The following is a 25,366-nucleotide window of genomic DNA, read 5'->3' on the forward strand; positions in this document are numbered from 1 at the left end:
AATGATGTTATTGGTTCGCTGATGAGTTACTTATTCATTTCAGACCAATCATATTCCATCTGCTTTGCCGTTATTTTAGCGATGTTCGTGCCAAAGTGTTTTCTGACTAACGCAAGACTCATGTCTATGCCTGCCGATATTCCCGCAGAACTAGTAAAATTCTGATCCATAATATAGCGACAGTCCTCAATCACACATAGATGTGGGTAGTTTTTCTTTAGGCTTTCAAGGTCTTCCCTGTGAGTAGTCACTTTCATCCCATCAATAAGGCCAGCAGCAGCAAATAGAAAAACTCCTGTGCACACTGAGGCGCAAGAGCGAGTATGTTGTGCAGTCTCTGCTAGCCAATGTCGAATAATAGGGTTTTTCTCTATACCTTGATGTTTTCCGCCTGCTACGATGAGTAGATCAAAATGCGGGTGAGCATAGATACTGTAATGGGGGTTTACACTCATACCGCCCCGAGTTCTCACTGGTGATTGAGTCGGGGCAACTAGACTAACACCAATATGTTCATTAACAAATCGATTTGCGGTTGAAAAAACCTCGTAAGGGCCGCTAAAATCAAGAACTTCAACTCCATCATAGATAAAGATACCAACTTCCATAAATTTTCACCTGCTCGTAGTCGTGGGTTACCAACGCAATTAACAGTGTAGTTATCTGCGTGACAAAGTAATAGTTGTTTTTAAATTAGTCGCACTTATTGTTCTTTTACCGATAATATGTTGCAGTTTTTTGTTCCCCATTTAGACTTACTCGACTGGTTTATTTAACCGAATAAAAAAACTAAGAGCACAATTATGATTAAAACAACAATCACGGCTGTCAGCACAGCAGTAAGCTTGGCGTTGGCACTTTCACTATCAGGTTGTAATTCAACCTCTAGCGAGCAAAACACTGCCCAGGCACAACAAGTAGAACAGGCGAATGTATTATTGCAAGAATTTAAGGGACCCTATCAAGGGGTGCCACAGTTCGACAAAATGAATATCGCGGATTTAAAGCCCGCATTAGAATTTGGCATGTCTGAGCAATTGGCGGAAATCGATCTAATTGCAAACAATCCAGAACAACCAACCTTTGAAAATACCATCGTGGCGCTTGAGCGAGCAGGTCAAACACTAACGCGTGTCTATACCTATTACGGAATATGGAGCGCGAATAAATCAAGCCCTGAATTGCGTGCTATTCGCAGTGAAATGGCACCAAAGCTCTCTGCATTTCGCTCTAAAATCACGCAAAATAGCAAGTTATTTGAGCGCGTCGAGCAGGTGTATAAGAGTCAGGAGTTTAAATCACTGACACCTGAACAGCAGCGTATTACTTGGATGACCTACAACAACTTTGCGCGCAATGGAGCGACCCTTAAGGGTGAAGCCAAAGACCGTTATGCACAAATTAATGAGCAATTGGCATCTTTGTATACCAAGTTTTCTTCAAATGTATTGGCGGATGAAGAAAACTACGTGGTATACCTCAATGAACAGCAGTTGTCTGGTTTACCTACTTCGTTCATAGAAGCGGCTGCGCTTGCGGCAAAAGAGCGTGGCAAAGAAGGTATGTATGCTATCACCAACTCGCGTTCATCAATGGATCCGTTTTTAACCTACTCAACTGAACGTGCTTTAAGAGAGCAAGTTTGGGAAAATTATTACAACCGTGGTGGCAATGGCGATGAGTTCGATAACAATGCCATCATCAAAGATATTCTGACATTGCGTCATGAGCGAGTAAATCTACTTGGTTATGAAAATTATGCACAATGGCGGTTGGAAGACCGTATGGCGAAAAACCCAACTAATGCAATGGCTCTGATGAACAAAGTTTGGCCTGCTGCAACAGCGCGAGTAAAAGAAGAAGTCGCTGATATGCAAGCTATTGCAGATAAAGAAGGGGCTGAAATAACAATTGAACCTTGGGACTACCGCTTTTACGCTGAGAAAGTGCGTAAGGACAAATATGATTTAGACTCAAATGAGGTTAAGCAATATCTGCAACTGGATAAACTCCGTGAAGCAATGTTCTACGTTGCAGGTCGATTGTTCAACTTTGAGTTTACAGCGGTACCTGCAGGCGAAGTACCCGTATTCCATCCTGATGTCAGTGTATGGGAAGTCAAAGACAAAACAACGGGCGAGCATGTTGGTCTTTGGTATCTAGACCCGTTTGCTCGTAAGGGAAAGCGCTCTGGTGCGTGGGCTACAACCTATCGTAGTTACACAACATTTGATGGAAAAACTAACGTACTAAGCTCGAACAACTCAAATTTTGTTAAAGGCGCTGAAGGCAAACCGACATTGATCTCTTGGTCGGATGCTGAAACTTATTTCCATGAGTTTGGTCACGCGTTGCACTTTTTAGCGGCAGATGTTGTTTATCCAAGTTCACACATTGGAGTGAGAGACTACACTGAGTTTCAATCTCAGCTGCTTGAGCGTTGGCTAACAACTGACGAAGTGATCAGTCAGTTTTTAGTCCATCAGGAAACTGGAGAGCCGATGCCTAAAGAGCTTGTGGCTAAAATTAAAAAGTCAGCAACGTTCAATCAAGGCTTTGCAACGACAGAATATTTGGCCTCAGCGATGATGGATCTACTTTACCACAGCACAGATCCTGAAAAGATCGATCCTGCTCAATTTGAAAAAGAACAGTTGGACAAACTAGGTATGCCCTCAGAGCTTGTCATGCGTCATAGAAGTACACATTTCGGACATGTATTCTCGGGTGAAGGATATGCAGCAGGTTACTACGGTTATCTGTGGGCTGAAGTGCTAACATCTGATGCTGCTGAAGCTTTTGCCAGTGCTCCTGGTGGATTTTATGATGATGAGGTGTCTGAACGACTGGTTAAGTATCTTTTCTCAGTTAGAAATGCAATGGATCCTGCAAAGGCGTATCGTTTGTTTAGGGGCCGAGATGCTGACGTGAGTGCGTTAATGCGTGATCGCGGGTTTCCCGTTAAACTGTAATCGACAAAAATATTGATGAGGGCGTTTTTCGCCCTCTTTTTTTGGCTGTCTTTTATGATTCATTTTATGTGCGAAATTTGCTTGCCTCTGGATATGAAAAGTCGTGATTTACAGCCTTAACATCGGGTTTGTTTGTAAAGGGGGTTTACGACTTTGGTATGGATGTTGATGAAAATAATTAACTTGATTGCTCAAAAAATAAGGCTTTCCGAGGCTTTTCTTAAATTTTTTGAGCTTTTTTTGTGCTGGTCTGATGAGTTTTTAATATTTTGAATTTAAAGAGCTTTTTTCGTTTTTTTAGGTTCTTTGTATGGTTTTTCTATTTTGTGCTAATCACTTTGTTTGAGTTTTCTTCATTCATTTGTTATAAATACTCATACTTTATTAAGTTAACGTTCATTTGGTTGCTAATACTTGTAGAGTTTCATTCAGGGATGTTGTGCTTTTTATTAGCTGGTTATTTTTTGGAGCGCATCATGGCATTATTTCGTACCTATAATGTTGACTCAGAGCAGCAGTTAACACTTCCTATTACCGCTGCAATCACGCTTGTATTACTTGCGTTGACCTTGTTTGCTTTTCCAAGCCAAGCTGTAAATACGTCAGCCACAGCGCAGCAAGAGTGTACAGAAACTCAGTGTACAGAGCAAAAAGTATAAACGGCAATTAAATATTGCTACCCAAACAGCCTTGTTTTGCGCGTGCTTATTGCTTGTTTCTTCTCGCAGTCATACCTTATCCCCTATTGAGTTTGATAAAAATAGGGCGATAATTAGCTAAATTTACTTGTTCATTCTATTCAACTCGGTATAGTTTGTTATTCGCAAAAAAATACGCAAAATTACTGAGAAATGTATATGCAATTAGTCGATTTAAACCCGGATGACCCTAGTGTCATTGAAGTATTCACTGAAATCGATCGCCTAATGAACACCCTATATCCCATAGCAAGTGATCAATCACTGGCACTAGAAGAACTGCGTCAACCCAATGTTCATGCGATAGGGCTTAAGAATGAAGACGGTATAGTCGCGTGCGGAGCGATTGTTAAGCAGTTTAATAAAACGCTTTATGGGGAAATAAAACGTTTATATGTAAGGCCCAATTACCGTGGTAAGGGTCTTTCACGACGTATTATGCAAATATTATTACACTATGCTGGAGAAGCTCAGATACCACTGATCCGTTTGGAAACGGGTAGTAAACAAACAGAAGCCATTAGTTTATACGAAAACCTAGGGTTTAAGCGTTGTGAGCGGTTTGGTTTTTATCGCGACAACCCTCTGAGTGTGTTTATGGAGCTCTCTTTAAGTTAGGTTAAGCACAACAAACACCCTCTTGAATGCGATGTTTGTTGTGTAGGTATAACAGCTTTTTTAATACCGCTTTAGAGCTTTGTGACACCCATGTTGTGTAATGCAAAGCCAAAAATGTCTGTATATTTGTCTATTATCTTACTGGTAGGTGTACCTGCCCCATGTCCTGCGTTTGTCTCTATTCTGATCAAAGTTGGGTTGTTACCAGCTTGCTTCTCTTGTAGTTCTGCGGCGAATTTGTACGAGTGCGCAGGCACTACACGGTCATCATGATCACCTGTGGTAACTAAGGTTGCTGGGTATTGTACGCCAGCTTTTACGTTATGAACTGGTGAGTAGCCTTTGAGGTATTTAAACATTTGCTCACTTTGTTCCGCTGTGCCATAGTCATACGCCCAACCTGCACCTGAGGTAAAAGTATGGTATCTAAGCATATCCAACACGCCAACGGCGGGTAGCGCGACTTGAAACAAGTCTGGGCGTTGAGTCATGACTGCACCGACTAATAGGCCGCCATTTGAGCCTCCAAAAACCCCTAGCTTACGTTTTGACGCATAGTTTTCATCAATCAAGTATTCTGCTGCGCTGATAAAGTCATCAAACACATTTTGTTTTTGTAGCTGAGTTCCCGCTTTGTGCCAGTTTTTACCGTACTCACCACCACCACGGATGTTTGCAACCGCATAGACACCACCCATTTCAAGCCAGGCCGCCGTAGTTGAGCTGAAATATGGTGTTAAGCTGACGTTGAAACCACCGTAACCATATAAGATAGTGGGGTTATTACCATCACGTTTTAAACCCTTTTTATGGGTGATCAACATAGGCACTTTTGTTCCGTCTTTTGACGTGTAAAAAACCTGCTCAGAGACATAGTCGTCTGAGTTAAAGTTAATTTTAGGTTTTTGATAAACAGTGCTTTTACCTGATTCAACATCAAAACTAAAGGAGGTAGATGGCGTATTGTAGTTACTGAAGGCGTAGTAAATCGTTTTGTCTTCTTTGTTGCCTGTGAAGCCATTTGCTGAGCCTGCACCTGGTAGCGCAATATCTCTTACCAACTTACCTTGCATATCGTACTGTTTCACAGCAGAAATAGCATCAACCATGTAATGTGCAAAGATATACCCGCCTGCGCTTGAGGCTGTGAGTACATGATCTGTTTGTGCAATAAAATCTTGCCAATGCTCAGGCTCTGGTTTTTGTGGGTTAACTTTAACGACTCGCTTATTTGGAGCATCTAAATTGGTCACAAAATATAGCCATTGCCCGTCACTCTCAAGCAGATAAGTATCTGAGTTATCCTCTGCTAGAATTGCTTGGAGTTTCCCGTCAGGATTGTTCAAGTCTTGAATGAAAAGCTTGTTTCCTGAAGTAGAAATAGCGGCGCTGACTAACAAATAGCGACCGTCATCAGTAACATCAGACCCTACATAGCGATGCTTTTGCTCCGCTGTACCACCAAATACAAGGGTGTCTGAGCTTTGTGGTTTGGCTAAGTCATGGAAATAAAGTTTATGTTGGTCGGTTTTAGCTGATAGTTCACTGCCTGTTGGTTTGTCGTAACTTGCATAATAAAAGCCTGTGTTGCCGCGCCATGAGATACCACTAAATTTTACATCAACGAGAGTTTCGCCAATCTGTTCCTTGGTTTTGGTATTTAGCACAATAACTTTGCGCCAATCACTTCCGCCTTCAGATATTTGATAGGCAACTAAAGAGCCATCTTTTGAAAAGCTCAGGCCGGCAAGGGAGGTAGTACCATCTTCGCTGAAGCTATTTGGATCCAAAAAGATTTCACTGCTGCCATCGGCGAGCTTTCGATATAAAACATGTTGGTTTTGCAAACCATCATTTTTGAAATAGTAAGTGTAGTCTCCATGGGTAAATGGAGTGCCTACTTTTTCATAATCCATTAATTTAGTTAATGTTTCTTTTATCTGATCACGAAAAGGAATTTGTGATAAGTAGTCCTCAGTCGTCTTATTTTGAGTGCTTACCCATGCTGCGGTTTCAGCGCTCATATCGTCTTCCAACCAGCGGTAAGGATCGGCAACCTGATGGCCAAAGTAGTTATCTACCTGAGCAGCTTTTCTCGTTTTTGGATATGTTAACGGTGAAGTATTCGTTTGCATATTATTTTGTGTTTCTTGTTTGAAATCATTGGTGTTTTGGCAGCCAGAAAGCGAGATAAGCGCGCAGGCCAATAAGGTTTTTTTCAGCATGATTTTTTCCTTGATAGTTTGCTGAGTTGTCATCCCATGTATGCTAGCACCGAGCAATGACCAAGAGAAATCATAAAAAATAAAAAAATTAATACAATTCAATAGATTGTATTTTTATTTACATTTGTTTACATCCTTAAGGTGCTTTCTGCATAAAAATGGTGACTTCCGCCATCACAATACCGAACTTTTTGATGTATGAGCGGTTGATTATCGTATTGTCTTCAAACGCCCAGATCCAATCATCAAACTGTACGGTGTAACTTGTATCATCCATGGGTAAGTCCATTTCGTATTGCCAGCGCATTGCATTGCCAGCAAGTTGACCTGTGGCCATACCCAAGATATCTTGCGCACTACCCTTTAACTGAGACTTACCTTTGGCGGAAATTTTCCATACTCTATGAGTGACTCCCTGCCCCACTTCGTAATGAAACACTTCGTCTAATGTGAGTGTGTCTCCTTTTACTGTGCCATCAATCTTTACTGTAAAACGTTGCACCATTTCACCGGAGCGATTTTGTACCAGGCCCCACGCTTTGACTTTACCGTCAAAAAACGTGAAAGGGTCAAACTGGGGCGTAATATTTTGGTATCTGTTTGCATCAATATTAACACCACAACCTGTAGTTAAGGCTGTGAGTAGAAAAACTACAAGTACTTTAAACATTGTCAGGCTCCTAATTTTCATTGAGTAAGGCTCTGCGCATAGCGGGCTCAGAGGTGTTTTCTGAAAGCCAGATAGCAAAAAAGTGTTTAGTAAACTGTGGGTCATCAATTTCTCCAATTAAGGTAGCACCGAGATAGAACTGACTGCTGCCCTGCTCTGTTCGCAGGCCATATAACTCGGTGCCGTTTGTAACGTCGGGAAATATGGCACGCATTTGCGTGAACCAACCAGACATTAGCACCTCATCTTGAAAGCCTTGTTTTTTCATTTCCTCAATTGAGCGTTTAGCTATTTCTTCGCCATTCAAATCACGTAAATAGTGGAGCTTGAGAATGAATGGATTGGCGGTATCAAATTCGCCATCAGGCGCATACAAAGTGGCTTGATAGATGTCCCAAAACAAATAGGTGAGTGTGGGTGAGTCTCCGACTGGCTTTGCGCTGGGAATAAGTTTTTGCGCCACAGAGGCATAAGCTATGTTTGTCGCCAAAGATAAGCATAAAAGTAATCGACGAAGCATCTTTTGAATCCGAAATTTGACATAGATATTAGTAGTACGATGCGACAGTCTCACCCGATCGCTATGGGTTGTTACGAGGCAAATATGTCAAGGGGCATTACAGCGCGAAAAAGCGTTTGAATTGATCGATAAACCAAGTCAATCTAGGGTCATTTTGTCGGGTTTTATGTAAGTACAACTTAATCTTATAACTTGGAATATTAAGTGGTGGAGCGAGTAAAGTTAGTTCTAAAGGCTGAGCAATTTGTTGTGCGTAGGTTTTTGGCAAAGTAAGTAGATAGGGTGACTGGGTTAGGTAATATGGTGCAATCAGCACATGAGGAACCGTAACTGCTATTGTTCTGGTCTTTTTCATCTTGGCCAGCATGATATCTACTATGCCTTTTGTTTCGTTCCATGGCGCAATGAGAATATGTTGATACAGTAGAAAGTGCTCTAGGGTAAGCTGTTGGCATTGGGCAATTGGATGTTGTTTTGAGACAGCTGTTACATATTGGTCTGCAAACCATAAATGATCAACAACACTCTCACTACGTTCTTGCTGATGTGAAAAGCCACATGCAAAGTCAAGTGTGCCATTTTTCAATGCTTCTTGTGGAATACGTTGCTCTAATGATACAAAACGCAGATTTATTTGCGGATATTGGGCGCTAAAATGGTTCACTAAAGGCTTAAGGCACCAAGCCGTATAGTCTGTGGTTGCGATGGTAAATGTGGTGCTGTGATTGGCATTAAAAGGCTCACAGGAGGTGAGACCATTAGATAGTAATTGTAGTGCGGGCAACACGCTTTGTGCGATTTGCTGTGCAAACACGGTGGGCACCATTTCATTCTCAATACGAATAAAGAGATCGTCATCAAGTCGCTGTCTTAGTCTGGTGAGGGCGTGACTACATGCTGATTGGCTTAGGTTTAACTCTTGCGCGGTTTTGCTTACCGAGCCACTTTGATATAGCGATGCAAATAATTTAAGCAGATTCAAGTCGATGTTAGGAAGCAAGCTATGTTCTCCATGCATTTAGCTCGTGCAAACTATGCATTTAATTCATGACTGATTTTAGCATACACTAGGGTTTTGAAATCAAATAGGTCTTTTTAATGAGTATGCAAATCCGTACAGCAGTAAAACAAGATGCAGCAACCATTTTGAATTTTATCAATGATCTAGCCGTATATGAAAAAGAGCCTGATGCGGTGTTAAATACAGTGTCAGAGATTGAGGAAAAGTTGTTTTGTGAACATGCTAAAGCGCATGCTTTGATCTGTGAACAAGATGGAAAAGCGATAGGTTTCGCTGTGTATTTCTACAACTATTCAACGTGGTTGGGCAAACATGGGCTGTATCTTGAGGATCTTTATGTTGCTCAAGACAAACGTGGTAATGGCGCAGGCAAAGCTATTATGCAGTATTTAGCTCAGTTAGCACTAGCAAATGACTGTGGGCGCTTTGAATGGGTTGTGCTTGATTGGAATAAACCCGCGATTGACTTTTACAACAGTATCGGAGCCAAGCCACAAGACGAGTGGATCATCTATCGCTTAACTGGTGACGAACTTAAATCTTTTGCAGAGAATGGTTCATAAATATAGCCGTATGATGCGTTAAAGCAGTATTTTTACGCGGGCTTGCAAAGCGGGTATCACTTGTTGCTCAAACCAGTCATGTCGTTTGAGCCAGGCTTGATTCCTTGGACTTGGATGAGGCAATACAATGCGTTTGGGTAACAGTGCTTGCCAGTTTTGGACTTGCTCTGTGAGCCCTGAACTGGCATCTAAGTGATATCGCTGAGCATACTGACCGATGATAATGGTTAAGTTAACATTGGTTAATTTTGCTAGTAATGCATGATGCCAAGTTTTAGCGCAAATTGCAGGAGGCGGTAAATCGCCAGAGTTACCGCGCCCTGGGTAACAAAAAGCCATTGGAACTATCGCGAAAAGCTCTGGGTCGTAAAATTGCTCCTCAGTCACATTTAACCAGCTTCTGAGCCTTTTGCCACTCGCATCGTTAAACAGCTTGCCCGTTTTATGCACCGTTAAACTAGGTGCTTGTCCCGCTATCAACACTTTTGCTTTGCTGCTTGCCTGTACCACGGGATTAGCACCTTGAGGCAGTGTCTTGGCACATAGGGTACATGAGCGAATTTGTTCAACTATCTGCATTTTGATGTACTTTGAAGAGAATTCTAAATCGCCAATGTAGCATATTTTTCGAGGTGTCAGAGTGAAACACGGGAAACCAGAAAATTACTAACTCACTGCGCTGATGGTTAACTATTGAAAAAGTTGGATCAGAATTTTACCCACTGAGGCGTCTATATTACCGATAATCACCTCTAAGCTGGCAATATTTAGCTGCCTATCTATCAGAGATCAAAATTTTACTAAGTATTAGTTGATAAAAATCTGATCTATAGCCTGTTGCTAGCAACCCTGTTGGTAAAATTCTGATCTAGCATGACTTGTGTTAGTAAAACCCTGATCTATTATGGAGCACTTTCTCTACTAGTTAGTAAAAATATGATCTAAAGCAAAAACAAGAAGATAAGTTAGTAAAAGTCTGATCTAGAATGTTCTACCGAACATGCTTGCGTTTATTTTATAGGGGGTTAATGCCACTTTTTGGCCCCGTAAAAGGTTAGAGTGTCCTAGGGTTGTTGATTAATTACGCTATTTTCGTCTATCCAATGTTAGTAAAATATTGATCTGTTCAAGCTACCCATAACGAAAGTGATGTTTAGGTTCGGGTGCTTAGAGCGACATTTAACTTAGTAAAAATATGATCCAGATGATGTACTCGGAAGGCTTTGTGTTTCAAGTTAGTAAAAATCAGATCTGTTACGTATCAACTTGATATAAAAGTAAATTTAAATTTCATCTGTTGTGTGGTGATGATTAAAAGTGAGTAAAATGCTGATCCATGCCTGGATCAGCATTTTATTAAGTTATAGCTTGGACCAATCCAGTTGCATATCCCATACGTACTGGTGTGTGTCTTCAAGAGGCGACTGTGATTCGTCTATTTGTTGTAATACATTGCTTGCTTCAACCAGTGTTGCGTCACGGCCGAAAATATAACTTTGCTCTCGAACAATCGTGAGATAGGCCTTATTCAATACCAGAGCCCGTTCGACAGACGGTGTAATAAGCTCATACAGGTTTTTAGCTTTTGAAACCTTGTTTTTGTCAACACTGCCATCTGATTTGAACCAGCGAGAAAGCATTTCTTGGTTCTGCCTAAACTCGTCACCGCCGCCAACACGACCCATATAGGTGAGAAACTCGCCCTGCTCCTCACCCACGTTAGGCACATCTTGCATTGATTTTAGATCAATATAACCCCAGCCTTTTCTACCCGTGACTTTGCGAGCAAACGAAAACGTTTGATCATATGTTGAGCCAACGGTTTTATGGCAGCCATTACAAAATGCTAGCTCCTGCTCATGTTGTGGTCTAAGTTGACCTTGTGCATCTTCAATATAACCATTAATGAGCCAGCCAAAAGTATTGTTTACGCCTTTGTCGCCCAAATAAAGGGTCTGTGGTAAGTTTTCAAAAGCTTTCTCCTTTGCTTCTCGGTAGTAAGAAGATGCCAGTGCAGCTTTAGACTTAAATTTGTGCTTCTTCATATAGCGAACTTCTTTCATACGCGGGGCATTGTAGATATTGCCGTTTGGATCAACGCCTATATAGCGCACTGTGTGCAAGAACTCGGTACCTTGCGGGTAGAGCTGATATTCGAGCGTATCGTTAGCATCGCCCAGATAGTGGCTTTGCTTTGGTAAATATGAAATGTGACTAAGTTGGCCATCCTTATTCAGATCAACTCCAATAAGCTGTTCATCAATATTTGGTACAGTTACACCATCAAGACCTTTTAGTGCGATTTCTACTAGGCTTAGGTTTGCCAAATACACGTCTTGGCTGTACGTTCCTTGATGCTCCCTGAATTGCTTAGGAAGGCGGATCATCACATCCCCAGTGGAACCATTTGTTGGCCAGAAAGTACTGGGAAAGGGTTTGTAGTTAAATGCAACCCAGCCACTACCATCTTTAGCAAAACCAAGCTCATCAAATGCTTGTTCAGGGTAAGCCAGATTTTCAATCGGGGTGATTTCGCCTTGCCAGTCACTATTTTGTTTGAGCTTTTCAATAAATGGGCTGTAGTTGTCTTGATTGATCCACGCTAGAATCTGTTCGTTGGAAATATCTTTAACCAGCTCGGTACGGTCAATGAAAAGGTTCTTCCAATGATTCTTAGTGCCTAAATCTGAGAACTCGTAACTTCCTTGCAAATGTCCGTCAAACATTTGGTTTGGCTGGTTTTTATCACTTTTATCACTTTGGTGGCAGGCATAACACGGGTTATTAATACCATCTGTTTTGGTGTAGCACTGCGGCGGAATAACGGACTCAGCGTTGTATATTTCATTGTGATTTAGATAGGCTATCGCGGGGATATCATCGCCTTGTTTGAAAGGTGTTGCTGCATTTGGCGTATTTGTTTGCGCACTCTGCTGGGGTGGTTTTTCGCAGCCACTGAGTAACCCCAGTATCATCAGGGTGGCAGAGGTTAGGTATTTCATTTTTATGACTTCCATCGGCTAGACAAAAAAAACGGCAGCCCTTTGTAGAGCGCCGTTTTTCTAAAGTGACAGTTATTTTGATTTAGGGTCGTATAGCCACAGGGTGTTGTTATCCTGGAAGCCGTCCTCACCTATGATGATACGTCCATCGCGCATTACGATGACGTTGTCAGGTTGCGATAGTTGGTTTACATCACAACGCTCTGCGCCGGTCAGGCTTGAGCGGTAGGTACCACCCATCACGACGGGTTCAATGCGGGTTAGGTTGTAGTTGTTATCGATAGCAGCACGATAAACGCCACCACAGTCTTTTACGCGGCTAGAAAGTTGGATATCACCTTCATCATCGATCATGGTGTTGTCAATGTCGGCCACACCAATGTACATGTAGGCCTTATCTACAATCTCTCCGGCGATCAGATCTTCTCCCGTTACCGCTTCTTTAACGCGGTCTAGGTTAATACTGATCCCCTCAAGCTTACGCCATTCTGCAGTCGCACCTTTTAAGCGGGCAGCTTGTCTAGACTCTAAGAAGGCTACGCGATTGTCCATAGGCTTCCCTGCAGTGACTGGGCCACCGCCTTGCTCAACGGTTGGGTAAGTTTGAGCGCCATCCGCCCAAGCTTGCACATCGGCCATCGTGATATAACTTGACTGACCGTCAACGTAATCTGCTGTATTAATGTTGTCGTATTCAGCTATCCATGTAGCGATGTCAGCATTGTTGCCGCTAGCAAGCTCTACCCATTGAATGTCAAAGCCGGTCACGGCTGGGTCATTTAGACCCTCATCCTGAGTTAGTTTCGCGCCGTATAGTGTACCTGAGCTTAGGTCTTTAGGATGATCGGCAACAAATTTAAACAGTACGCCGCCGGTGTCATCCTGTGATGAATAAACTGTTCGCTCATCAGGCATAACTACAGAGTTTTCATGCTCATAACGACCAATAGTGAAGTGTTTCACCACATCAGGTGAAGCGCTGGTTGGGTTCTGTACTTCGGCAATGTAACCGTAACGATACGGGTTAGGGAAATCTGGTGCGACGAGCGCTTCGATACCGTCGGTCCGTGTATCGGCAGGGTCATTCCAGCTAGCATCCGTTGTGCTAGTTACACTTGAATTGACGATCCATTCTTCAGAAGTAAGTGGTGTGCCCCAAGGTGACATTGAACCAAAGCAATTTGCTGCTGTGCCTTGCACTGAATCAAAGTCAACCATCATGGCTTCAGTGACAGACCATTTGCCCTTAGTGTCTTTGCTCATTTTCAAACGGCTCATGCCGCCTGGGTATGACTCCCAGTTGGTATACAAATAACCTTCTGTATTTGAAGTGGCGATAAAGCCGTTGAAATCAGGGTTATCATTACGGATGATTTCTTGCTTTGAGTTAATGCCGTAGTGAACACCAAGACCGCCTGCGACGCCTTTTGCACCTAAGTTAGCGAAGACATCGCCAGTTTGACCTAGCACTTGGTACTGACCAATCGCTGACATCACAATTTGCTGTTCTTGCTCTGAGGCAGGTACTGGCGAGCTTACAATGTTGCGAGGTAGATTGTTGAAGTCAACACCAGTCAAAACCCCAACAGTACCTTTGTTAAACGTTTTGCCATCAGCGGTCACAGTGTTGCTGTCAGCCGGGTGCTGTACGTTGAAAAATAAGTCACCTTGCTCGGTTAGGAACAACCCCGTTACTTCTGCGCCATTTGGCACGGTAGCGATGCGAATAAGGCCACTGCCACCATTGACACCATCTTTGCCATTAACACCATCTTTGCCATTAACACCATCATTTCCAGGTTGACCGTTAGCGCCATCTTGACCGTTTTGGCCATCAACACCATTTTGACCAGCTGTACCTTGAACCCCTTGTGGACCTTGTGCTCCATCATCGCCATTGCATGCTGTGAGCGCAAGAGTGACGGCTCCTGCGATCAAAGAATAGGCTAAACGCTTCATACTGTTACTCCAATTTGCACTTGCTAATTATTGTTAAGGAGGCAATAGCTTGGGATGTGTGTGTTACAGGTGCCTGACAGTAATGTTAAATTTTTCATACAGTTATATGAGAGAAGAGGACTTTGTATGGGGGCATTGTCATATAACTGTAAAGGGGGTTTACACTCTAAAAGTGAATTATCATTATATATCACTATGTTGTACGTAGATTAGTTGCTCTACGTGGAAACCATACTGTTGCGCTGTTTGAACAAAGTCATCAACAATTACTTGGTTAACTTTTGGAGTACGTGAGAGCAGCCATAAATATTCCTTGTTATAGCTTGTAACATAGGCATATTGGTACTGTTCTTTGTCGAGTTTGAAAATGACGTATGAACCATAAAAAGGGCCAAAGAATGACACCTTAAGATGCCCTATTGTTTTATCATCTACAAACTTGGCAACACCGTGAGCTTGCTTCCATGCCTCATTATTATCATTGTACCCTCGATTGATAACTGTCACCGTGCCATCTTCATTTATTGAATAGTTTGCACTGATGTTGCTTAAACCACGCTCAAAGCTGTGGTCAAGCCTAGCAATCTCATACCATTTGCCTTGATACCTTTGTAGTTCGAAACCTGTAACAGGTTGAATACCTTTAGGCAGCCCAGTGCATGCAGTTAGTAAAAACAGTAACGTGGCGCATAAAATTGACGTTCTCATTTATATTCCTAAGTATTTTATCCAAATAATAGTAGGTTACGTGCAGAAGAACCGTTAAGATCATTAAAATACTAAGTTTGAGATTAGGTAACCAGTGTCATGAAAATTTGGGTTGATGCAGACGCGTGTCCCGCTGTGATAAAAGAAATAATCTTTCGCGCCGCAGAGCGAACTAAAACCATAACAACCTTGGTTGCTAATCACGCTATGCGCGTACCCGCTACGCAATATGTGAGTTTGCTACAAGTGAGCAAAGGGTTTGATATAGCAGACAATGAAATTGTTAAGCGTGTACAAAAGGGTGATGTTGTTATAACGGCTGATATTCCGCTTGCTGCTGAAGTTGTGGAACAAGGCGTATTGGCTATTAACCCTCGTGGTGAGGAATACACCATACATAACATTAAGTCGATATTAAACATGCGTGATTTTATGGATACGATGCGTAGTAGTGGCGTTGAAATGAGTGGAGGCCCAGCTAAGCTCTCAAGTGCTGACAAACAAGCATTTGGTAATGCGCTAGACCGTATACTTACAAAAGCCAGGTCATGAAAATACTAACTCAAGGCTTTGGTGCCACTTCTGGGTTGATAGCAATTTATATTGAGCACAGCCCTTCTATGCTCGAATATAAAAACTTGTTATCTGTTCAACCGCTTAGCTTAGGTGAGATAACAGTGATCAACCAAGCATCAGGTAACGGCTGGCGTAAAATATTTAATGTGTATGCAAAAGTGCTGGCTCAACTGCAACACTCAGATCATAATTTTACTAACTATGATAGCTGGCAAACATATCGAGATGAGTGTTTACTGCAAAGCCATAGTCAGGAAGCATTGCTGTTTTCTGTGCCTGATTTGGCTGCGAAGCAGTACCATTATCATGTTATTGCAGGAAGAACGTACGCCAAAAAGCTATTCAGAGATCATATTTTTACTAACTCGCTGGTATGGTTAGATGAAGAGTTTGCAGTTGACCCTATTCACCGCTTGGTGGTGTGTCCATTTCTCGATTACAGACAGCTAAGCAATATTAAAATCAATAAACTATGCGATATTTTGCGGGAATTAGGCTAATCTGAAATAACCAATAGCGGCACAAATAGACTGGGTCAAATATAGAGGCATTAGTATGAGAATTCTTGTTGTAGACGACATGCCATTGATGCGCCATGTAATGATAAACATGTTACGCCGTTTGGAGTATGAAGACATCGTTGAAGCAACAGATGGTCAACAGGCCATTAAGTTACTCAAAGCCAGTCGCTTCGATTTGTTAATCACCGATTTAAACATGCCAAAGATGAGTGGTAAAACGCTCATCGATAAAATTCGCAAAGAACTCAATCAGCCTCATCTGGCTATTCTCGTGGTTACTTGCGATGATAATAAAGACACCGTGCTTAATCTGATCTCTGCCAAAATAGACGGTTTGATGGTCAAACCCTTCAATCTACAAACATTAAAAAAACAGCTTCGCTACAGCGCTATTCGGCACGACAAACAATCCCAGTAAAGCCTAATGCCTTAAAGTAATAGTGCGGGACACCAAAACCTGTGTGTTCGAGTAGCTCTGCAAGTCGCATTCTATCCAATGCGAAAAACTCATGCTGGAGGTTATGGCGCATACGTTGTTCACCAACCTCGGTTAGGCCAAGCTCTCGGCATGCTACCAGTTGTGACTCTCGCTCAAACTCGGTTTCGGATGCCATAAGGTCGGCTAGGAATAAAGGAGCACGATTGGGTAGTTGAGCACGGATAGTCTTGAGTAGCGCTTGCTTGTCACCGTTATCTGGCAAAAAATGCATGACCAAAAGGCATAGTGCCGCATCAATGTGGCCCAAGTTAGGTTCAAGTTCACCACACACAATCGTAACTCTTGAGCTAAGACCTAAGTTAGTAAAATTTTGATCTGCGATTGCTAACATATCCTCAGAGATATCCTGTGCAATAAAACGCCAGTGAGGATTAAGTTGAGCCAAGGCTAAAATATCTTTGCCTGTGCCTGCACCTATCACAAGTATGGTTGCTTCATCGGGTAGCAATGTTTTCAATTGGGCTGCGGTGAGTTCGTGTAGTAAATCGTAGCCGGGGATAAGCCTCGTTATGCGTTGCTCGTAGCTCTGTGCTTCATCAGCTTGAAAAGTTGGCATTAGATCTGTCCTTTAATTTGAATGCTGGAGTAGCCACCCGGTTGTTTTTTCACATGAATTTGCGTCGCTACCCGTTCGGTCATTTCACTCACGTGAGAGATCACTCCCACTTTTCGCCCCTGAGCTTGTAATGAGTCTAACGCATCCAAAGCAACACTTAAAGTTTCAGGGTCTAGTGTGCCAAACCCTTCATCGATAAATAGTGAACTGATCTGAACCTTGTTGGCTGACAGTGACGCAAGCCCTAGTGCCAGTGCCAAAGATACTAAAAATGACTCCCCACCAGAGAGGGTATTTACCGAGCGTTGTTCATCAGCCATATCTTTATCAATAATCGCAATATTAAGGGATTGACCGATAATCGAAAGCCGATATCGCTTAGAGAGGCTACTTAGGTGTTGGTTGGCATACTGCAGCAGGATTTTCAGGGTCTGTGTTTGTGCCACGTTACGTAGCTTTTTCCCCGTTGCGTCACCAAGAAGTTTGTCTAACAAGTACCAATGTTCATATTGTGTTTGCAGGCGTGAAAGTTCGTTTTGCTGTGCTTGTCGGTTTGCTACATTTTGCTCGTGTTGCTTCAATTGCGTATTGTGATCAAGCCAATGTGCCTGTACCTGCTCGATTTGCAGGTTAAGCTCACTTAGTAAGTGTTTTAGTTGCTCTAATGAAGCAGTAGTTCTGGCCTGAGTCTGATGTTGCTCAATCTCCTCATGAAGGTGATTGAGCCGTGCCTGCACTTGTGTAAGTTGATGTTGTTGGTGCTGGTTTTTATTTAGGATATCTTCATATTGTGCAAATGGCACTGCCAGCAATTGGGCAACGGTGGTGGCGTTGAGCTCACTATGCTGTTGGCGTTGTGTTGCCAACCATTGCTCAAAACGCTTCTCAACATTGGCCTGCTGGCTTTGATTGTCTGCAAGCTGCGATTTGAAGTGCTGAAGCTCAAGCTGTTGCTGATGGGCTGATTGCTCAAGCTGCGTCAGCGTGTTCTGACATGTTGTCAATTGTGAGCGACATTGTTCATGACGAGTTTGCAGTTCATTAAACCATTCATCGGCGCTACGTGTAAGTGGTAGTAGCACTTTACGTTGTGAGTCGAGTTCAATCAGAGTATTTTGCAGCTCTGTCAACGCCCCCTGTTGTTGTACTAACATCGCTTGTAATTTACTTTGCTGTTGTACATCGTTATGTTGTTGGGTGCTGAGTTGCTGTTGCGCGTGTTGTAACTGGGCTAAGGTTTCTTGCCATGTAGCGTATTGCTTAACTTTGCTAGTCAGTTGCTCAATGGCATTGTGCATGTCTTGCTCATACTGTTGCCACCATGTGCTATCACAATAGTTTTGATGCGCTTTTTGCTTTAATTGAGCGACGGTATTACTCGCATCGTTTTGCTGTTGTGTATTGGCATCTAGAGCAGCACTTAGGCCCTGTATTTTTTGCTGTATATCACTTTGCTGGCTTTGATTTTGGCTCAGCTGATGCTGACTGGCTTGTAGTTGCTGCCAAAGCTGCTGTTGTGACTTGCTCAGTTCACTGTAACGACTCAATTTTTCTTCAATTTCTTGCAAATGCTGTTGGCTGAGGTCAATGTCAACATAGTGCTCAAAGCCCAGTTCTTGCAAGGTCTTAGTGAGCTTAGTATGCTGTTCTTGAAGTTGTGATTTACGTTGCAAAGCAACTTGCAACTGAGTGTTTAACTGTTCAGTTGCTACCACTTGGTCGTTATAGCGTTGTTGTGCTTGTGTCAGTGCTTGCTCTGCTTTTTGCTGTTGCTCAGTAAAGTCGGCAATGAGGTTTTGCCAATGGCTATCTATGTGATCAACGCCATAAGGATGCTCCGTTGCACCGCAGACCATACATTCCTGACCTTCTCTAAGCTGCGCACGTAGCGCACTGATTTTTTCACTCGCCCGCAGCTGTACCTGAGTAACATTTTCCTGGGTGATAAGCGTCCGTTGCTTTTGTAAATCGACTTGCTTTTCAGTATCTGTTAGTTGTAGCTGCAATGTGTGCTGTTGATGACGGTATTTATCAATATTGGCGGTTAATTGCAGTTGCTCGTGGTCATTTTTTTGTCCATCTATTGACAGTTGCAACGCCGATTTTAAGTTATAGCTTTGCTTTTGCAGTGCTTCATAGTCCAGCGTGGCCAACTGTTTTTGCAGCGTTTCTAGCTGCGCTTGTTGCGCTAAGTGGCTGGCCTGTTGATTTTGTATCTGCACAGTCAAAGGAGCAAGCTTAGATTCCAATGTCGAACGCTCATCATATTGGCTCTTATACTGGCTTTTAAGGCTTTCTATGCGCTGCGTTGCTTGACTAATGGTATCGAAAGTATTCTCAAGATAAGACCAGTTTTCTAACGCACTTTTTACGGCAGTGTGTTGCTCAAGTTGCGTCATCTGCTCGTTTTGTGCTTTTTGATTATCTTTTAATTGCTGCTCTACTCGCTGTATTTGCTCCGTTATCCCATGCAACTGTTGTTCGGTGCTAGCTAATTGCTTTTTATTGTCCTCAAGCTGCTGTGAGGTGGCATATCGTTTATTGTCGAGTGTTCTTACTAACTTGATGTCAGGTTCATGGTTTTTTAGTGCTTCAAGTGCTGTTTGTTGTGCTTTATTAGCATCAGCAACTAATGCTTGTTGTTGATCTATCTGTTGTTGGTAGTCTTGCTTTGCCAGTTCGTCATGCTGGCGTGTCAGCTTTTCGTGTTGCGTGGTGAGTGCACTTGCTTGTTGGCGATTATCGGCGATTTGCTGAACGAGCTGGGCAAGCTTAGCTTGTTCTACCTCTGGTGCCTGTTGTTGTATCTGGGACTCTAAGTTGTGGAGTTGTTGCTGGTATTGTTGTAGTTTAAGCTGATGTTGTTCACCTTGTGTAAGCCACTGTATATCTTGCTGATACTGAGTGCTTTTCGCTTTTAGTTCAGAAAGTTGTTCGTCTAGTGTGGTGATAGTTTGTTTCAGCGAGGCTAATTCTTCATCAGATAAAACATGATAATTGGCCAGTGAATTTTGTAGTTGTTCAAGTTCGCCTTTTTTCTCTTTATGATGTTCAAAAATAGCTTGTCCTAGGCGACTAAATTTATCCGTACCAGTCAAGCACTCTAACAGCTGTGCACGCTCGTCAGCGCTGGCTTTTAAAAAAGCGGCAAACTCATGTTGAGCAAGTAGCACAGCCCGAGTAAATTGTTCAAAGTTGAGTCCTATTAATTGCTCTATCTTGGTAACAGTAGCACTGCTAGATTGGGTAAGTTGTTGCTCATCAGCAACTCTAAACAAAATATGTTCAGGCCTTTTTAGCTTACCATCTGGCTTTTTGCGGGCACGTTCTATTTTCCAGCGAGCTAAGTAGCGCTCGCCATCCTGCCCGATAAACTGTACCTCAGCCTGCCCTTGCGCACACCCTCTGCGCAACAGGTTTCTCGGATCATTGAGTTTTATATCGTCACCATTAAACGTAACAGTGTTTTTTAGATCGTTTCTTAATCTTGCGGTTTTTCCATAAAGCGCCAGACAGATACCATCCAGTAGTGTACTTTTTCCAGCTCCAGTATCGCCAGTGATAGCAAAAAGCCCACTGTGGCTCAATGGGGCTTGTTCAAAATCAACCGCAGCCTGAGTCAAAGATGCAAGGTTACTAAGAGTGATATTCAGTAATTTCATGTGATTGGTTCTTCATCCATGGCGTTGATCACGTGCGCAAGACAATCTTTTAAGGCATCAGGCACGGGCGCGTTAGCATCTACCTGCTGGGCAAAAGCCAAGGCAAGCAAAGTCATTGGATCCAGCTGTTCAACCTGACCCAAATCAGTAAACGTTTCATGTTGTTCTTGGCTTTGTTCACTTACCCGTTCGATACCGCAAAACAAGATGGGTTTATCTTTTAATGCCTCATCGATAATTGCACGGAACTGGCTGTTTGTTTCGCTGCTGTTCAATCTTAAGCGAACATAGCTTGGTGGAGCTTCAGTATCAAATTCAAGTGCATTGATCATTTCACACAAGCTATTTAAGTCTGCGCTTCCTCGTTCTGGAAGTAGTAAAAGCTGTTGATGACGTGGCACGTAAAGGGGCTTTACAGATGTAAGTTGCTTACCCGCAAATTCAGCTACCACTACCTGATGTCGATAGTTACGTTCGGAAAATGACATTGGCAGTGGGGTACCGCTATAACGAATATGCTCGCTTTTCGCTACACTCTGCGCTTTATGTAAGTGCCCAAGCGCCACGTAGTCGGCATGCTGAGTAAAAATACTGGCATTGATTGACTCAAACCCGCCAATGGCAATGTTACGTTCGGAGTCACTTGAAATATCTCCCCCTTTGGCATGCAAATGGCCCATTACGATGAGCGGTTCATGCTCTGTACGCAATTTTTCCTTTGCTGACTCTATCGCTTCGTCATAGGCTTGCGCGACAGCTTGTTGATAGCTGATATCGCTGGTCATAGAAATATCTGAAACACGCAGAAATGGCATCGCAACAACGTGAGCTGTACCGTTTTTGGTCCCAATGGATTTGATAACTTGCTCGGGTGCCTGTTTGTCAAAGCGACCAACAACGTGAGTATCAAAGAGTTGCAACAAAGGTTTTGCTGTTTCGATACGGTTTGCTGAGTCGTGGTTGCCGGCAATAATTACAATATGTAACTCTGGGCATGTAAGTTTTACTTGCTTTATAAAAGTGTAGAGCTGTTGTTCGGCACTGGCAGGTGGTGTGGCCGTGTGATAAATATCCCCCGCTATCAGTAGCAGATCGATATTCTGCGATACCAATGTCTCAGCCAGCCAGTCCAAAAAGGCTTGTTGTTCATGCGTGCGACTATGCTCATAAAACTGTTGGCCCAAATGCCAATCAGATGTATGCAATACTTTCATTCAGCGTTTCCTTGACGATAGAAACGCTAATATAACATTGCCAGAGCTGTTTGGTCAGCGGCTTATTTGCAACCAAGCAAAAAGAATTATAGGTAAAACAAGCAATAACAATACAGCAGGTGTTTTGAACGCCTTTACTTGCTTGGCTTGAAGCGCTTTCAAAGCTGACTTTTCATTACATGCAGCGACTTTATCAACATAAAAGTAGCCATCATCTAAATACTCTTTGCAATTTTGCTCATCCGCAGGAATGGCAACAAGCTTCTCTTGTTTTTTCAGGATGTAAAAATCCATACTGCTCACCACATTTCTATTGCTAAACGGGTTCATTTATACGAGCAAAACTGAGGCCAACTTTTTATGGCATTTTTGCACGAAATAAAAAAGTGCGGGATTTTAAAGATAATTTCGATCAAATATCAACTATTAATTTTGCTTTTTTTATTTATTTACAAAATAAAGACAATAATTTGAAAAAATGACGAGTTGGCATGCCATTTTATTGTCATATTTCGTACTTATGCGAATTTACACATAGGCTATTTTTTATTGTTCTAAAGCGAAAAGTGATTTTGTGCGTGACTTGAAGGATAATGCGTTCCTTGAGCGCTAACAAATGAGAACTATTTTATTCTGTTAGGTGCAATTGAGATGAGTTGTCATCTGAGCAATAACTTGATGAATTATCAAGGCTGTGTTTTGCAAGATGGCTATTCGTAACCTATGGTTTAATTACATTCGCCGATAAAGGCAGGGATAATGATGTTACAACTTAATGCACAGGCGTGCTCACAAAGTCGTGTAATGATACAACAGCAGATTAAAGGTGTGATATTTGATTTAGACGGCACTTTGGTTAGCTCTGAATTAGACTTCCAGCTGATCAAAGCACAAGTAGGGTGTCCGCGTGATCTTGATTTGCTTGATTTCATTTCTCAACTTCCCTCCCCGTACATGCGCCAAGAAGCAATGAATATTGTACACCAGCACGAAATGCTAGATGCACAAAACGCACAGTTGATGCCGGGGGTGTCAGAGTGCCTTGAAAAACTTACAAACATGCAAATACCGATGGCGATAGTGACGCGTAACTTTGAGCGCGCTGCGAAGCTAAAACTAAGTCAGTGCAACGTACCTATATCGCTAATGTTAACTCGTGATGATGCACCCGCTAAACCTAACCCAAGTGCTTTACTACATATTGCAAAGCAATGGCGTTTTACATCTAACCATTGCATGTATGTAGGAGATTATCTTTATGATATTCAGGCAGCGCATAACGCAAAAATGCGCTCTTGTCTTTATGCTCCGCAAGACGTTCCTCATTATGCCAGTCAGGCGCACCATATATTGCGTTCGTTTGATGATTTACCGCAACTGATACAGGCTTTCGGTTAACTAACCCAAGACAAAGCCCATCAAACGCTAGCCCAATGGCGAGAGTCTTGTTAAAATCTCGTCAATTTAATTAATTTAATCTATAAAACGAGAATTAAGATGGGCAGAGCATTTGAAGTCCGCAAAAACGCCATGGCAAAAACGGCGGCGGCAAAAACCAAAGTAAACTCAAAATATGGTAAAGAAATTTACGTTGTAGCGAAAAATGGCGGCCCTGACCCTGAAACAAACTTGTCTTTACGTCGTTTGATTGATAAAGCGAAGAAAGATCAGGTTCCAGCACACGTTATTGATAAAGCGGTTGAGAAAGCAGCCGGTGGTGCAGGTGAAGACTACGCAGCGGCGCGATACGAAGGTTACGGCCCAGGCAACTGTATGGTGATTGTTGACTGTTTAACTGACAACCCAAATCGTACTATCAAAGATGTACGCCTACCGTTTACTAAAACTGACTCAAAAATCGGTAGCCCGGGCTGTGTTGCTCACATGTTTGATCACTTCGCTATTTTAGGCTTTGACGGCGATGACGATGAAGCGGTGTTAGAAGCGCTGATGATGGCTGATGTAGACGTGACAGATGTTGAAGTAGAAGACGGCAAGGTGTCTGTATTTGCGCCACATACAGAGTACTACAAGGCCAAAACGGCACTGACAGAAGCGTTTGAAGGCATTAACTTTGAAGTAGACGAGATTACGTTCGTACCACAAACTCATATCGAAATTACAGACGCCGACGATATCGCTAATTTTGAAAAGTTTATGGGCATGTTAGAAGATTGTGATGATGTACAAAACGTTTATCACAATGCCATTGTAAAAAGCTAATCCAGCAATAAGAATATAAAGCCGAGCTTCATGCTCGGTTTTTTATTGCTCCAATTATGGTACAAACATAATGAATAAAGTTGTAAGTATTGATAATACAGAACATTATCAGTGGGGTGGAGTATGTGATGGTTGGCACTTGGCCGCGACACCCAACTTGAGTGTTATCCAAGAGCGAGTACCTCCTGGAGCTCAAGAAGCCAAGCATTTTCACCACTTTGCAGAGCAGTTTTTTTATATTTTAGCAGGGCAGGCGCAGCTAGAGATAGATGGAGAAGTATTGAAGCTCAATGCGGGGCAGGGAGCACAGGTGAGCGCTAAAACACCGCATCAGCTTAAAAATGTAAGCTCGGAAGTTTTGAGTATGCTGGTTATTTCCACCCCTGCGAGCCATGGTGACCGTACAACACTAGAATAGCTATTCATCAGTTAGTAAAATACTGATCTCTTTGACTAGCGTGATACTGGCTTCATTGTCGCCATGTACACATAGCGTATCGGCCTTTAATGGCAGTTGCTTGCCTGTGTTAGTTGTTACAGTGCCTTGCTCAACTAACTGTTTTACCTGTGCCATTAACGCGCTCTTGTCATGCACTGCATTTGGTTGACTACGCGGCGTCAATAAGCCTTGATCTGTATAAAGTCTGTCAGCAAATGCTTCAAACATAAGTTCTACCCCATACTTATCGGCTAGTCTTTGATGTTGCGCTTGTTTTGCAGTGGCTAAAATCATCAGTTTGAGTGGTTTAGGGTAATTGGCGACGGCTTGGATGACGGTTTCCAAGATAGATTCATCGGCCATCATGTCATTATAAAGTGCACCATGTGGTTTAACATAGGTGACTGATAGCCCTTGGCACAGAGCCATGCCATACAGCGCCGAGATTTGGTAGTGCAACGTGTTTGTGAGCGTTTGTGGTGACAACGTCATAGAACGACGCCCAAAACCTTGTAGATCTGGATAGCTTGGGTGGGCGCCAATGGTGACGTTATACTGCTTAGCGAGTACGAGTGTTTTGGCGATGACATCGGGATCACCACCATGAAAACCGCAGGCGATATTTGCGCAATCAATCACGGCCATGGCTTGCTCATCTAGGCCCATAGTCCAAGCACCAAAGCTTTCACCTAAATCACAGTTTAAAAGCATCTATCTTAT

The 25,366-nt window shown here is 42.7% G+C and carries 24 protein-coding genes; 10 read left to right on the top strand and 14 right to left on the bottom strand.

Going from position 1 to position 25,366, the window contains the following annotated elements; genetic code table 11:
- Positions 1-26 precede the first annotated feature (26 nt).
- Positions 27-608 (bottom strand): DJ-1/PfpI family protein, encoded by a 582-nt coding sequence (locus L1070_RS03020; RefSeq protein ID WP_237124427.1) that lies wholly within the window; start codon positions 606-608, stop codon positions 27-29.
- Positions 609-803: 195 nt separating this feature from the next.
- Between L1070_RS03020 and L1070_RS03025 the strand changes: the two genes are divergently transcribed.
- The 3 genes from L1070_RS03025 to L1070_RS03035 all read left to right on the top strand — a co-directional run bounded on the left by L1070_RS03025 (position 804) and on the right by L1070_RS03035 (position 4,288).
- Positions 804-2,972: a M3 family metallopeptidase gene (locus L1070_RS03025; RefSeq protein ID WP_237124428.1), complete on the top strand. Its 2,169-nt coding sequence runs from the start codon at positions 804-806 to the stop codon at positions 2,970-2,972.
- Positions 2,973-3,448: 476 nt separating this feature from the next.
- Positions 3,449-3,631, top strand: coding sequence for a hypothetical protein (locus L1070_RS03030; protein ID WP_139158580.1), 183 nt, complete (start codon positions 3,449-3,451; stop codon positions 3,629-3,631).
- 198 nt (positions 3,632-3,829) lie between these two features.
- On the top strand, positions 3,830-4,288 hold the full coding sequence (locus L1070_RS03035; protein WP_070985924.1) for a GNAT family N-acetyltransferase: 459 nt from the start codon (positions 3,830-3,832) through the stop codon (positions 4,286-4,288).
- Positions 4,289-4,359: 71 nt separating this feature from the next.
- On the opposite strand, the gene L1070_RS03040 is transcribed toward L1070_RS03035, so the two are convergent.
- The 4 genes from L1070_RS03040 to L1070_RS03055 form a co-directional block, all read right to left on the bottom strand.
- Positions 4,360-6,513 carry a prolyl oligopeptidase family serine peptidase gene (locus tag L1070_RS03040; protein WP_237124429.1) on the bottom strand — a complete coding sequence of 718 codons (2,154 nt, stop codon included), beginning with the start codon at positions 6,511-6,513 and terminating at the stop codon, positions 4,360-4,362.
- Between the two features lie 136 nt (positions 6,514-6,649).
- Positions 6,650-7,183, bottom strand: a complete 534-nt coding sequence (locus tag L1070_RS03045) for a DUF3833 domain-containing protein (RefSeq protein WP_237124430.1) — start codon at positions 7,181-7,183, stop codon at positions 6,650-6,652.
- Between the two features lie 10 nt (positions 7,184-7,193).
- Positions 7,194-7,703: a chalcone isomerase family protein gene (locus tag L1070_RS03050; RefSeq protein WP_237124431.1), complete on the bottom strand. Its 510-nt coding sequence runs from the start codon at positions 7,701-7,703 to the stop codon at positions 7,194-7,196.
- Between the two features lie 97 nt (positions 7,704-7,800).
- Positions 7,801-8,721: a LysR family transcriptional regulator gene (locus L1070_RS03055; protein ID WP_237124432.1), complete on the bottom strand. Its 921-nt coding sequence runs from the start codon at positions 8,719-8,721 to the stop codon at positions 7,801-7,803.
- A gap of 80 nt (positions 8,722-8,801) precedes the next feature.
- Between L1070_RS03055 and L1070_RS03060 the strand changes: the two genes are divergently transcribed.
- Complete coding sequence (locus L1070_RS03060) at positions 8,802-9,287, top strand: GNAT family N-acetyltransferase (protein ID WP_237124433.1); 486 nt, start codon at positions 8,802-8,804, stop codon at positions 9,285-9,287.
- A gap of 18 nt (positions 9,288-9,305) precedes the next feature.
- Here the strand turns inward: L1070_RS03060 and L1070_RS03065 are convergent, their stop codons facing one another.
- From L1070_RS03065 to L1070_RS03080, 4 genes are all read right to left on the bottom strand, one after another.
- Positions 9,306-9,866: a uracil-DNA glycosylase family protein gene (locus L1070_RS03065; protein ID WP_237124434.1), complete on the bottom strand. Its 561-nt coding sequence runs from the start codon at positions 9,864-9,866 to the stop codon at positions 9,306-9,308.
- 782 nt (positions 9,867-10,648) lie between these two features.
- The gene (locus L1070_RS03070) at positions 10,649-12,289 is read right to left on the bottom strand and encodes a hypothetical protein (protein ID WP_237124435.1); all 1,641 of its coding nucleotides are present in this window, start codon (positions 12,287-12,289) and stop codon (positions 10,649-10,651) included.
- Between the two features lie 72 nt (positions 12,290-12,361).
- Positions 12,362-14,248, bottom strand: coding sequence for an alkaline phosphatase PhoX (locus tag L1070_RS03075; protein WP_237124436.1), 1,887 nt, complete (start codon positions 14,246-14,248; stop codon positions 12,362-12,364).
- Between the two features lie 183 nt (positions 14,249-14,431).
- Entirely contained in the window at positions 14,432-14,956 is a 525-nt protein-coding gene (locus L1070_RS03080) for a lipocalin family protein (protein ID WP_237124437.1), read from the bottom strand.
- Positions 14,957-15,055: 99 nt separating this feature from the next.
- On the opposite strand from L1070_RS03080, the gene L1070_RS03085 reads away from it, so the two are divergent.
- From L1070_RS03085 to L1070_RS03095, 3 genes are read left to right on the top strand one after another with little or no spacing between them, the layout of a single operon-like run.
- The gene (locus tag L1070_RS03085) at positions 15,056-15,508 is read left to right on the top strand and encodes a YaiI/YqxD family protein (protein WP_070985934.1); all 453 of its coding nucleotides are present in this window, start codon (positions 15,056-15,058) and stop codon (positions 15,506-15,508) included.
- A complete protein-coding gene (locus L1070_RS03090; RefSeq protein WP_237124438.1) occupies positions 15,505-16,032 on the top strand; it encodes a hypothetical protein in 528 nt (175 codons plus the stop codon). The genes L1070_RS03085 and L1070_RS03090 overlap by 4 nt, the downstream gene beginning before the upstream one ends.
- 55 nt (positions 16,033-16,087) lie before the next feature.
- A complete protein-coding gene (locus L1070_RS03095) occupies positions 16,088-16,471 on the top strand; it encodes a response regulator (RefSeq protein WP_237124439.1) in 384 nt (127 codons plus the stop codon).
- On the opposite strand, the gene L1070_RS03100 is transcribed toward L1070_RS03095, so the two are convergent.
- From L1070_RS03100 to L1070_RS03115, 4 genes are read right to left on the bottom strand one after another with little or no spacing between them, the layout of a single operon-like run.
- Positions 16,443-17,108, bottom strand: a complete 666-nt coding sequence (locus tag L1070_RS03100) for a class I SAM-dependent methyltransferase (protein WP_237124440.1) — start codon at positions 17,106-17,108, stop codon at positions 16,443-16,445. The genes L1070_RS03095 and L1070_RS03100 overlap by 29 nt on opposite strands.
- Positions 17,108-20,770, bottom strand: coding sequence for an AAA family ATPase (locus L1070_RS03105; RefSeq protein ID WP_237124441.1), 3,663 nt, complete (start codon positions 20,768-20,770; stop codon positions 17,108-17,110). The genes L1070_RS03100 and L1070_RS03105 overlap by 1 nt, the downstream gene beginning before the upstream one ends.
- Positions 20,767-21,984 carry an exonuclease SbcCD subunit D C-terminal domain-containing protein gene (locus tag L1070_RS03110; RefSeq protein ID WP_237124442.1) on the bottom strand — a complete coding sequence of 406 codons (1,218 nt, stop codon included), beginning with the start codon at positions 21,982-21,984 and terminating at the stop codon, positions 20,767-20,769. Before L1070_RS03110 ends, L1070_RS03105 begins: the two co-directional genes overlap by 4 nt.
- 54 nt (positions 21,985-22,038) lie before the next feature.
- Positions 22,039-22,278: a hypothetical protein gene (locus L1070_RS03115; protein WP_070985940.1), complete on the bottom strand. Its 240-nt coding sequence runs from the start codon at positions 22,276-22,278 to the stop codon at positions 22,039-22,041.
- A 510-nt stretch (positions 22,279-22,788) separates the two neighbouring features.
- On the opposite strand from L1070_RS03115, the gene L1070_RS03120 reads away from it, so the two are divergent.
- The 3 genes from L1070_RS03120 to L1070_RS03130 all read left to right on the top strand — a co-directional run bounded on the left by L1070_RS03120 (position 22,789) and on the right by L1070_RS03130 (position 24,625).
- Entirely contained in the window at positions 22,789-23,382 is a 594-nt protein-coding gene (locus L1070_RS03120) for an HAD family hydrolase (protein ID WP_237124472.1), read from the top strand.
- Between the two features lie 99 nt (positions 23,383-23,481).
- The gene (locus L1070_RS03125; protein ID WP_237124443.1) at positions 23,482-24,207 is read left to right on the top strand and encodes a YebC/PmpR family DNA-binding transcriptional regulator; all 726 of its coding nucleotides are present in this window, start codon (positions 23,482-23,484) and stop codon (positions 24,205-24,207) included.
- A gap of 70 nt (positions 24,208-24,277) precedes the next feature.
- Positions 24,278-24,625, top strand: a complete 348-nt coding sequence (locus tag L1070_RS03130; protein ID WP_237124444.1) for a cupin domain-containing protein — start codon at positions 24,278-24,280, stop codon at positions 24,623-24,625.
- Here the strand turns inward: L1070_RS03130 and L1070_RS03135 are convergent, their stop codons facing one another.
- The gene (locus tag L1070_RS03135; RefSeq protein ID WP_237124445.1) at positions 24,626-25,357 is read right to left on the bottom strand and encodes a 5-oxoprolinase subunit PxpA; all 732 of its coding nucleotides are present in this window, start codon (positions 25,355-25,357) and stop codon (positions 24,626-24,628) included.
- Between the last annotated feature and the right edge of the window lie 9 nt (positions 25,358-25,366).

Origin of the sequence: Pseudoalteromonas sp. MMG022 (assembly GCF_021654245.1) — a bacterium.
In the GTDB taxonomy this organism is placed as follows: domain Bacteria; phylum Pseudomonadota; class Gammaproteobacteria; order Enterobacterales; family Alteromonadaceae; genus Pseudoalteromonas; species Pseudoalteromonas amylolytica.

Coding starts and splice junctions, on each gene's coding strand:
- L1070_RS03040 (WP_237124429.1), bottom strand. CDS start 6,513: ATGCTGAAAAAAACCTTATTGGCCTGCGCGCTTATCTCGCTTTCTGGC.
- L1070_RS03135 (WP_237124445.1), bottom strand. CDS start 25,357: ATGCTTTTAAACTGTGATTTAGGTGAAAGCTTTGGTGCTTGGACTATG.
- L1070_RS03045 (WP_237124430.1), bottom strand. CDS start 7,183: ATGTTTAAAGTACTTGTAGTTTTTCTACTCACAGCCTTAACTACAGGT.
- L1070_RS03060 (WP_237124433.1), top strand. CDS start 8,802: ATGAGTATGCAAATCCGTACAGCAGTAAAACAAGATGCAGCAACCATT.
- L1070_RS03090 (WP_237124438.1), top strand. CDS start 15,505: ATGAAAATACTAACTCAAGGCTTTGGTGCCACTTCTGGGTTGATAGCA.
- L1070_RS03050 (WP_237124431.1), bottom strand. CDS start 7,703: ATGCTTCGTCGATTACTTTTATGCTTATCTTTGGCGACAAACATAGCT.
- L1070_RS03075 (WP_237124436.1), bottom strand. CDS start 14,248: ATGAAGCGTTTAGCCTATTCTTTGATCGCAGGAGCCGTCACTCTTGCG.
- L1070_RS03035 (WP_070985924.1), top strand. CDS start 3,830: ATGCAATTAGTCGATTTAAACCCGGATGACCCTAGTGTCATTGAAGTA.
- L1070_RS03100 (WP_237124440.1), bottom strand. CDS start 17,108: ATGCCAACTTTTCAAGCTGATGAAGCACAGAGCTACGAGCAACGCATA.
- L1070_RS03070 (WP_237124435.1), bottom strand. CDS start 12,289: ATGAAATACCTAACCTCTGCCACCCTGATGATACTGGGGTTACTCAGT.
- L1070_RS03080 (WP_237124437.1), bottom strand. CDS start 14,956: ATGAGAACGTCAATTTTATGCGCCACGTTACTGTTTTTACTAACTGCA.
- L1070_RS03065 (WP_237124434.1), bottom strand. CDS start 9,866: ATGCAGATAGTTGAACAAATTCGCTCATGTACCCTATGTGCCAAGACA.
- L1070_RS03020 (WP_237124427.1), bottom strand. CDS start 608: ATGGAAGTTGGTATCTTTATCTATGATGGAGTTGAAGTTCTTGATTTT.
- L1070_RS03105 (WP_237124441.1), bottom strand. CDS start 20,770: ATGAAATTACTGAATATCACTCTTAGTAACCTTGCATCTTTGACTCAG.
- L1070_RS03120 (WP_237124472.1), top strand. CDS start 22,789: ATGATACAACAGCAGATTAAAGGTGTGATATTTGATTTAGACGGCACT.
- L1070_RS03130 (WP_237124444.1), top strand. CDS start 24,278: ATGAATAAAGTTGTAAGTATTGATAATACAGAACATTATCAGTGGGGT.
- L1070_RS03125 (WP_237124443.1), top strand. CDS start 23,482: ATGGGCAGAGCATTTGAAGTCCGCAAAAACGCCATGGCAAAAACGGCG.
- L1070_RS03110 (WP_237124442.1), bottom strand. CDS start 21,984: ATGAAAGTATTGCATACATCTGATTGGCATTTGGGCCAACAGTTTTAT.
- L1070_RS03085 (WP_070985934.1), top strand. CDS start 15,056: ATGAAAATTTGGGTTGATGCAGACGCGTGTCCCGCTGTGATAAAAGAA.
- L1070_RS03115 (WP_070985940.1), bottom strand. CDS start 22,278: ATGGATTTTTACATCCTGAAAAAACAAGAGAAGCTTGTTGCCATTCCT.
- L1070_RS03095 (WP_237124439.1), top strand. CDS start 16,088: ATGAGAATTCTTGTTGTAGACGACATGCCATTGATGCGCCATGTAATG.
- L1070_RS03025 (WP_237124428.1), top strand. CDS start 804: ATGATTAAAACAACAATCACGGCTGTCAGCACAGCAGTAAGCTTGGCG.
- L1070_RS03030 (WP_139158580.1), top strand. CDS start 3,449: ATGGCATTATTTCGTACCTATAATGTTGACTCAGAGCAGCAGTTAACA.
- L1070_RS03055 (WP_237124432.1), bottom strand. CDS start 8,721: ATGCATGGAGAACATAGCTTGCTTCCTAACATCGACTTGAATCTGCTT.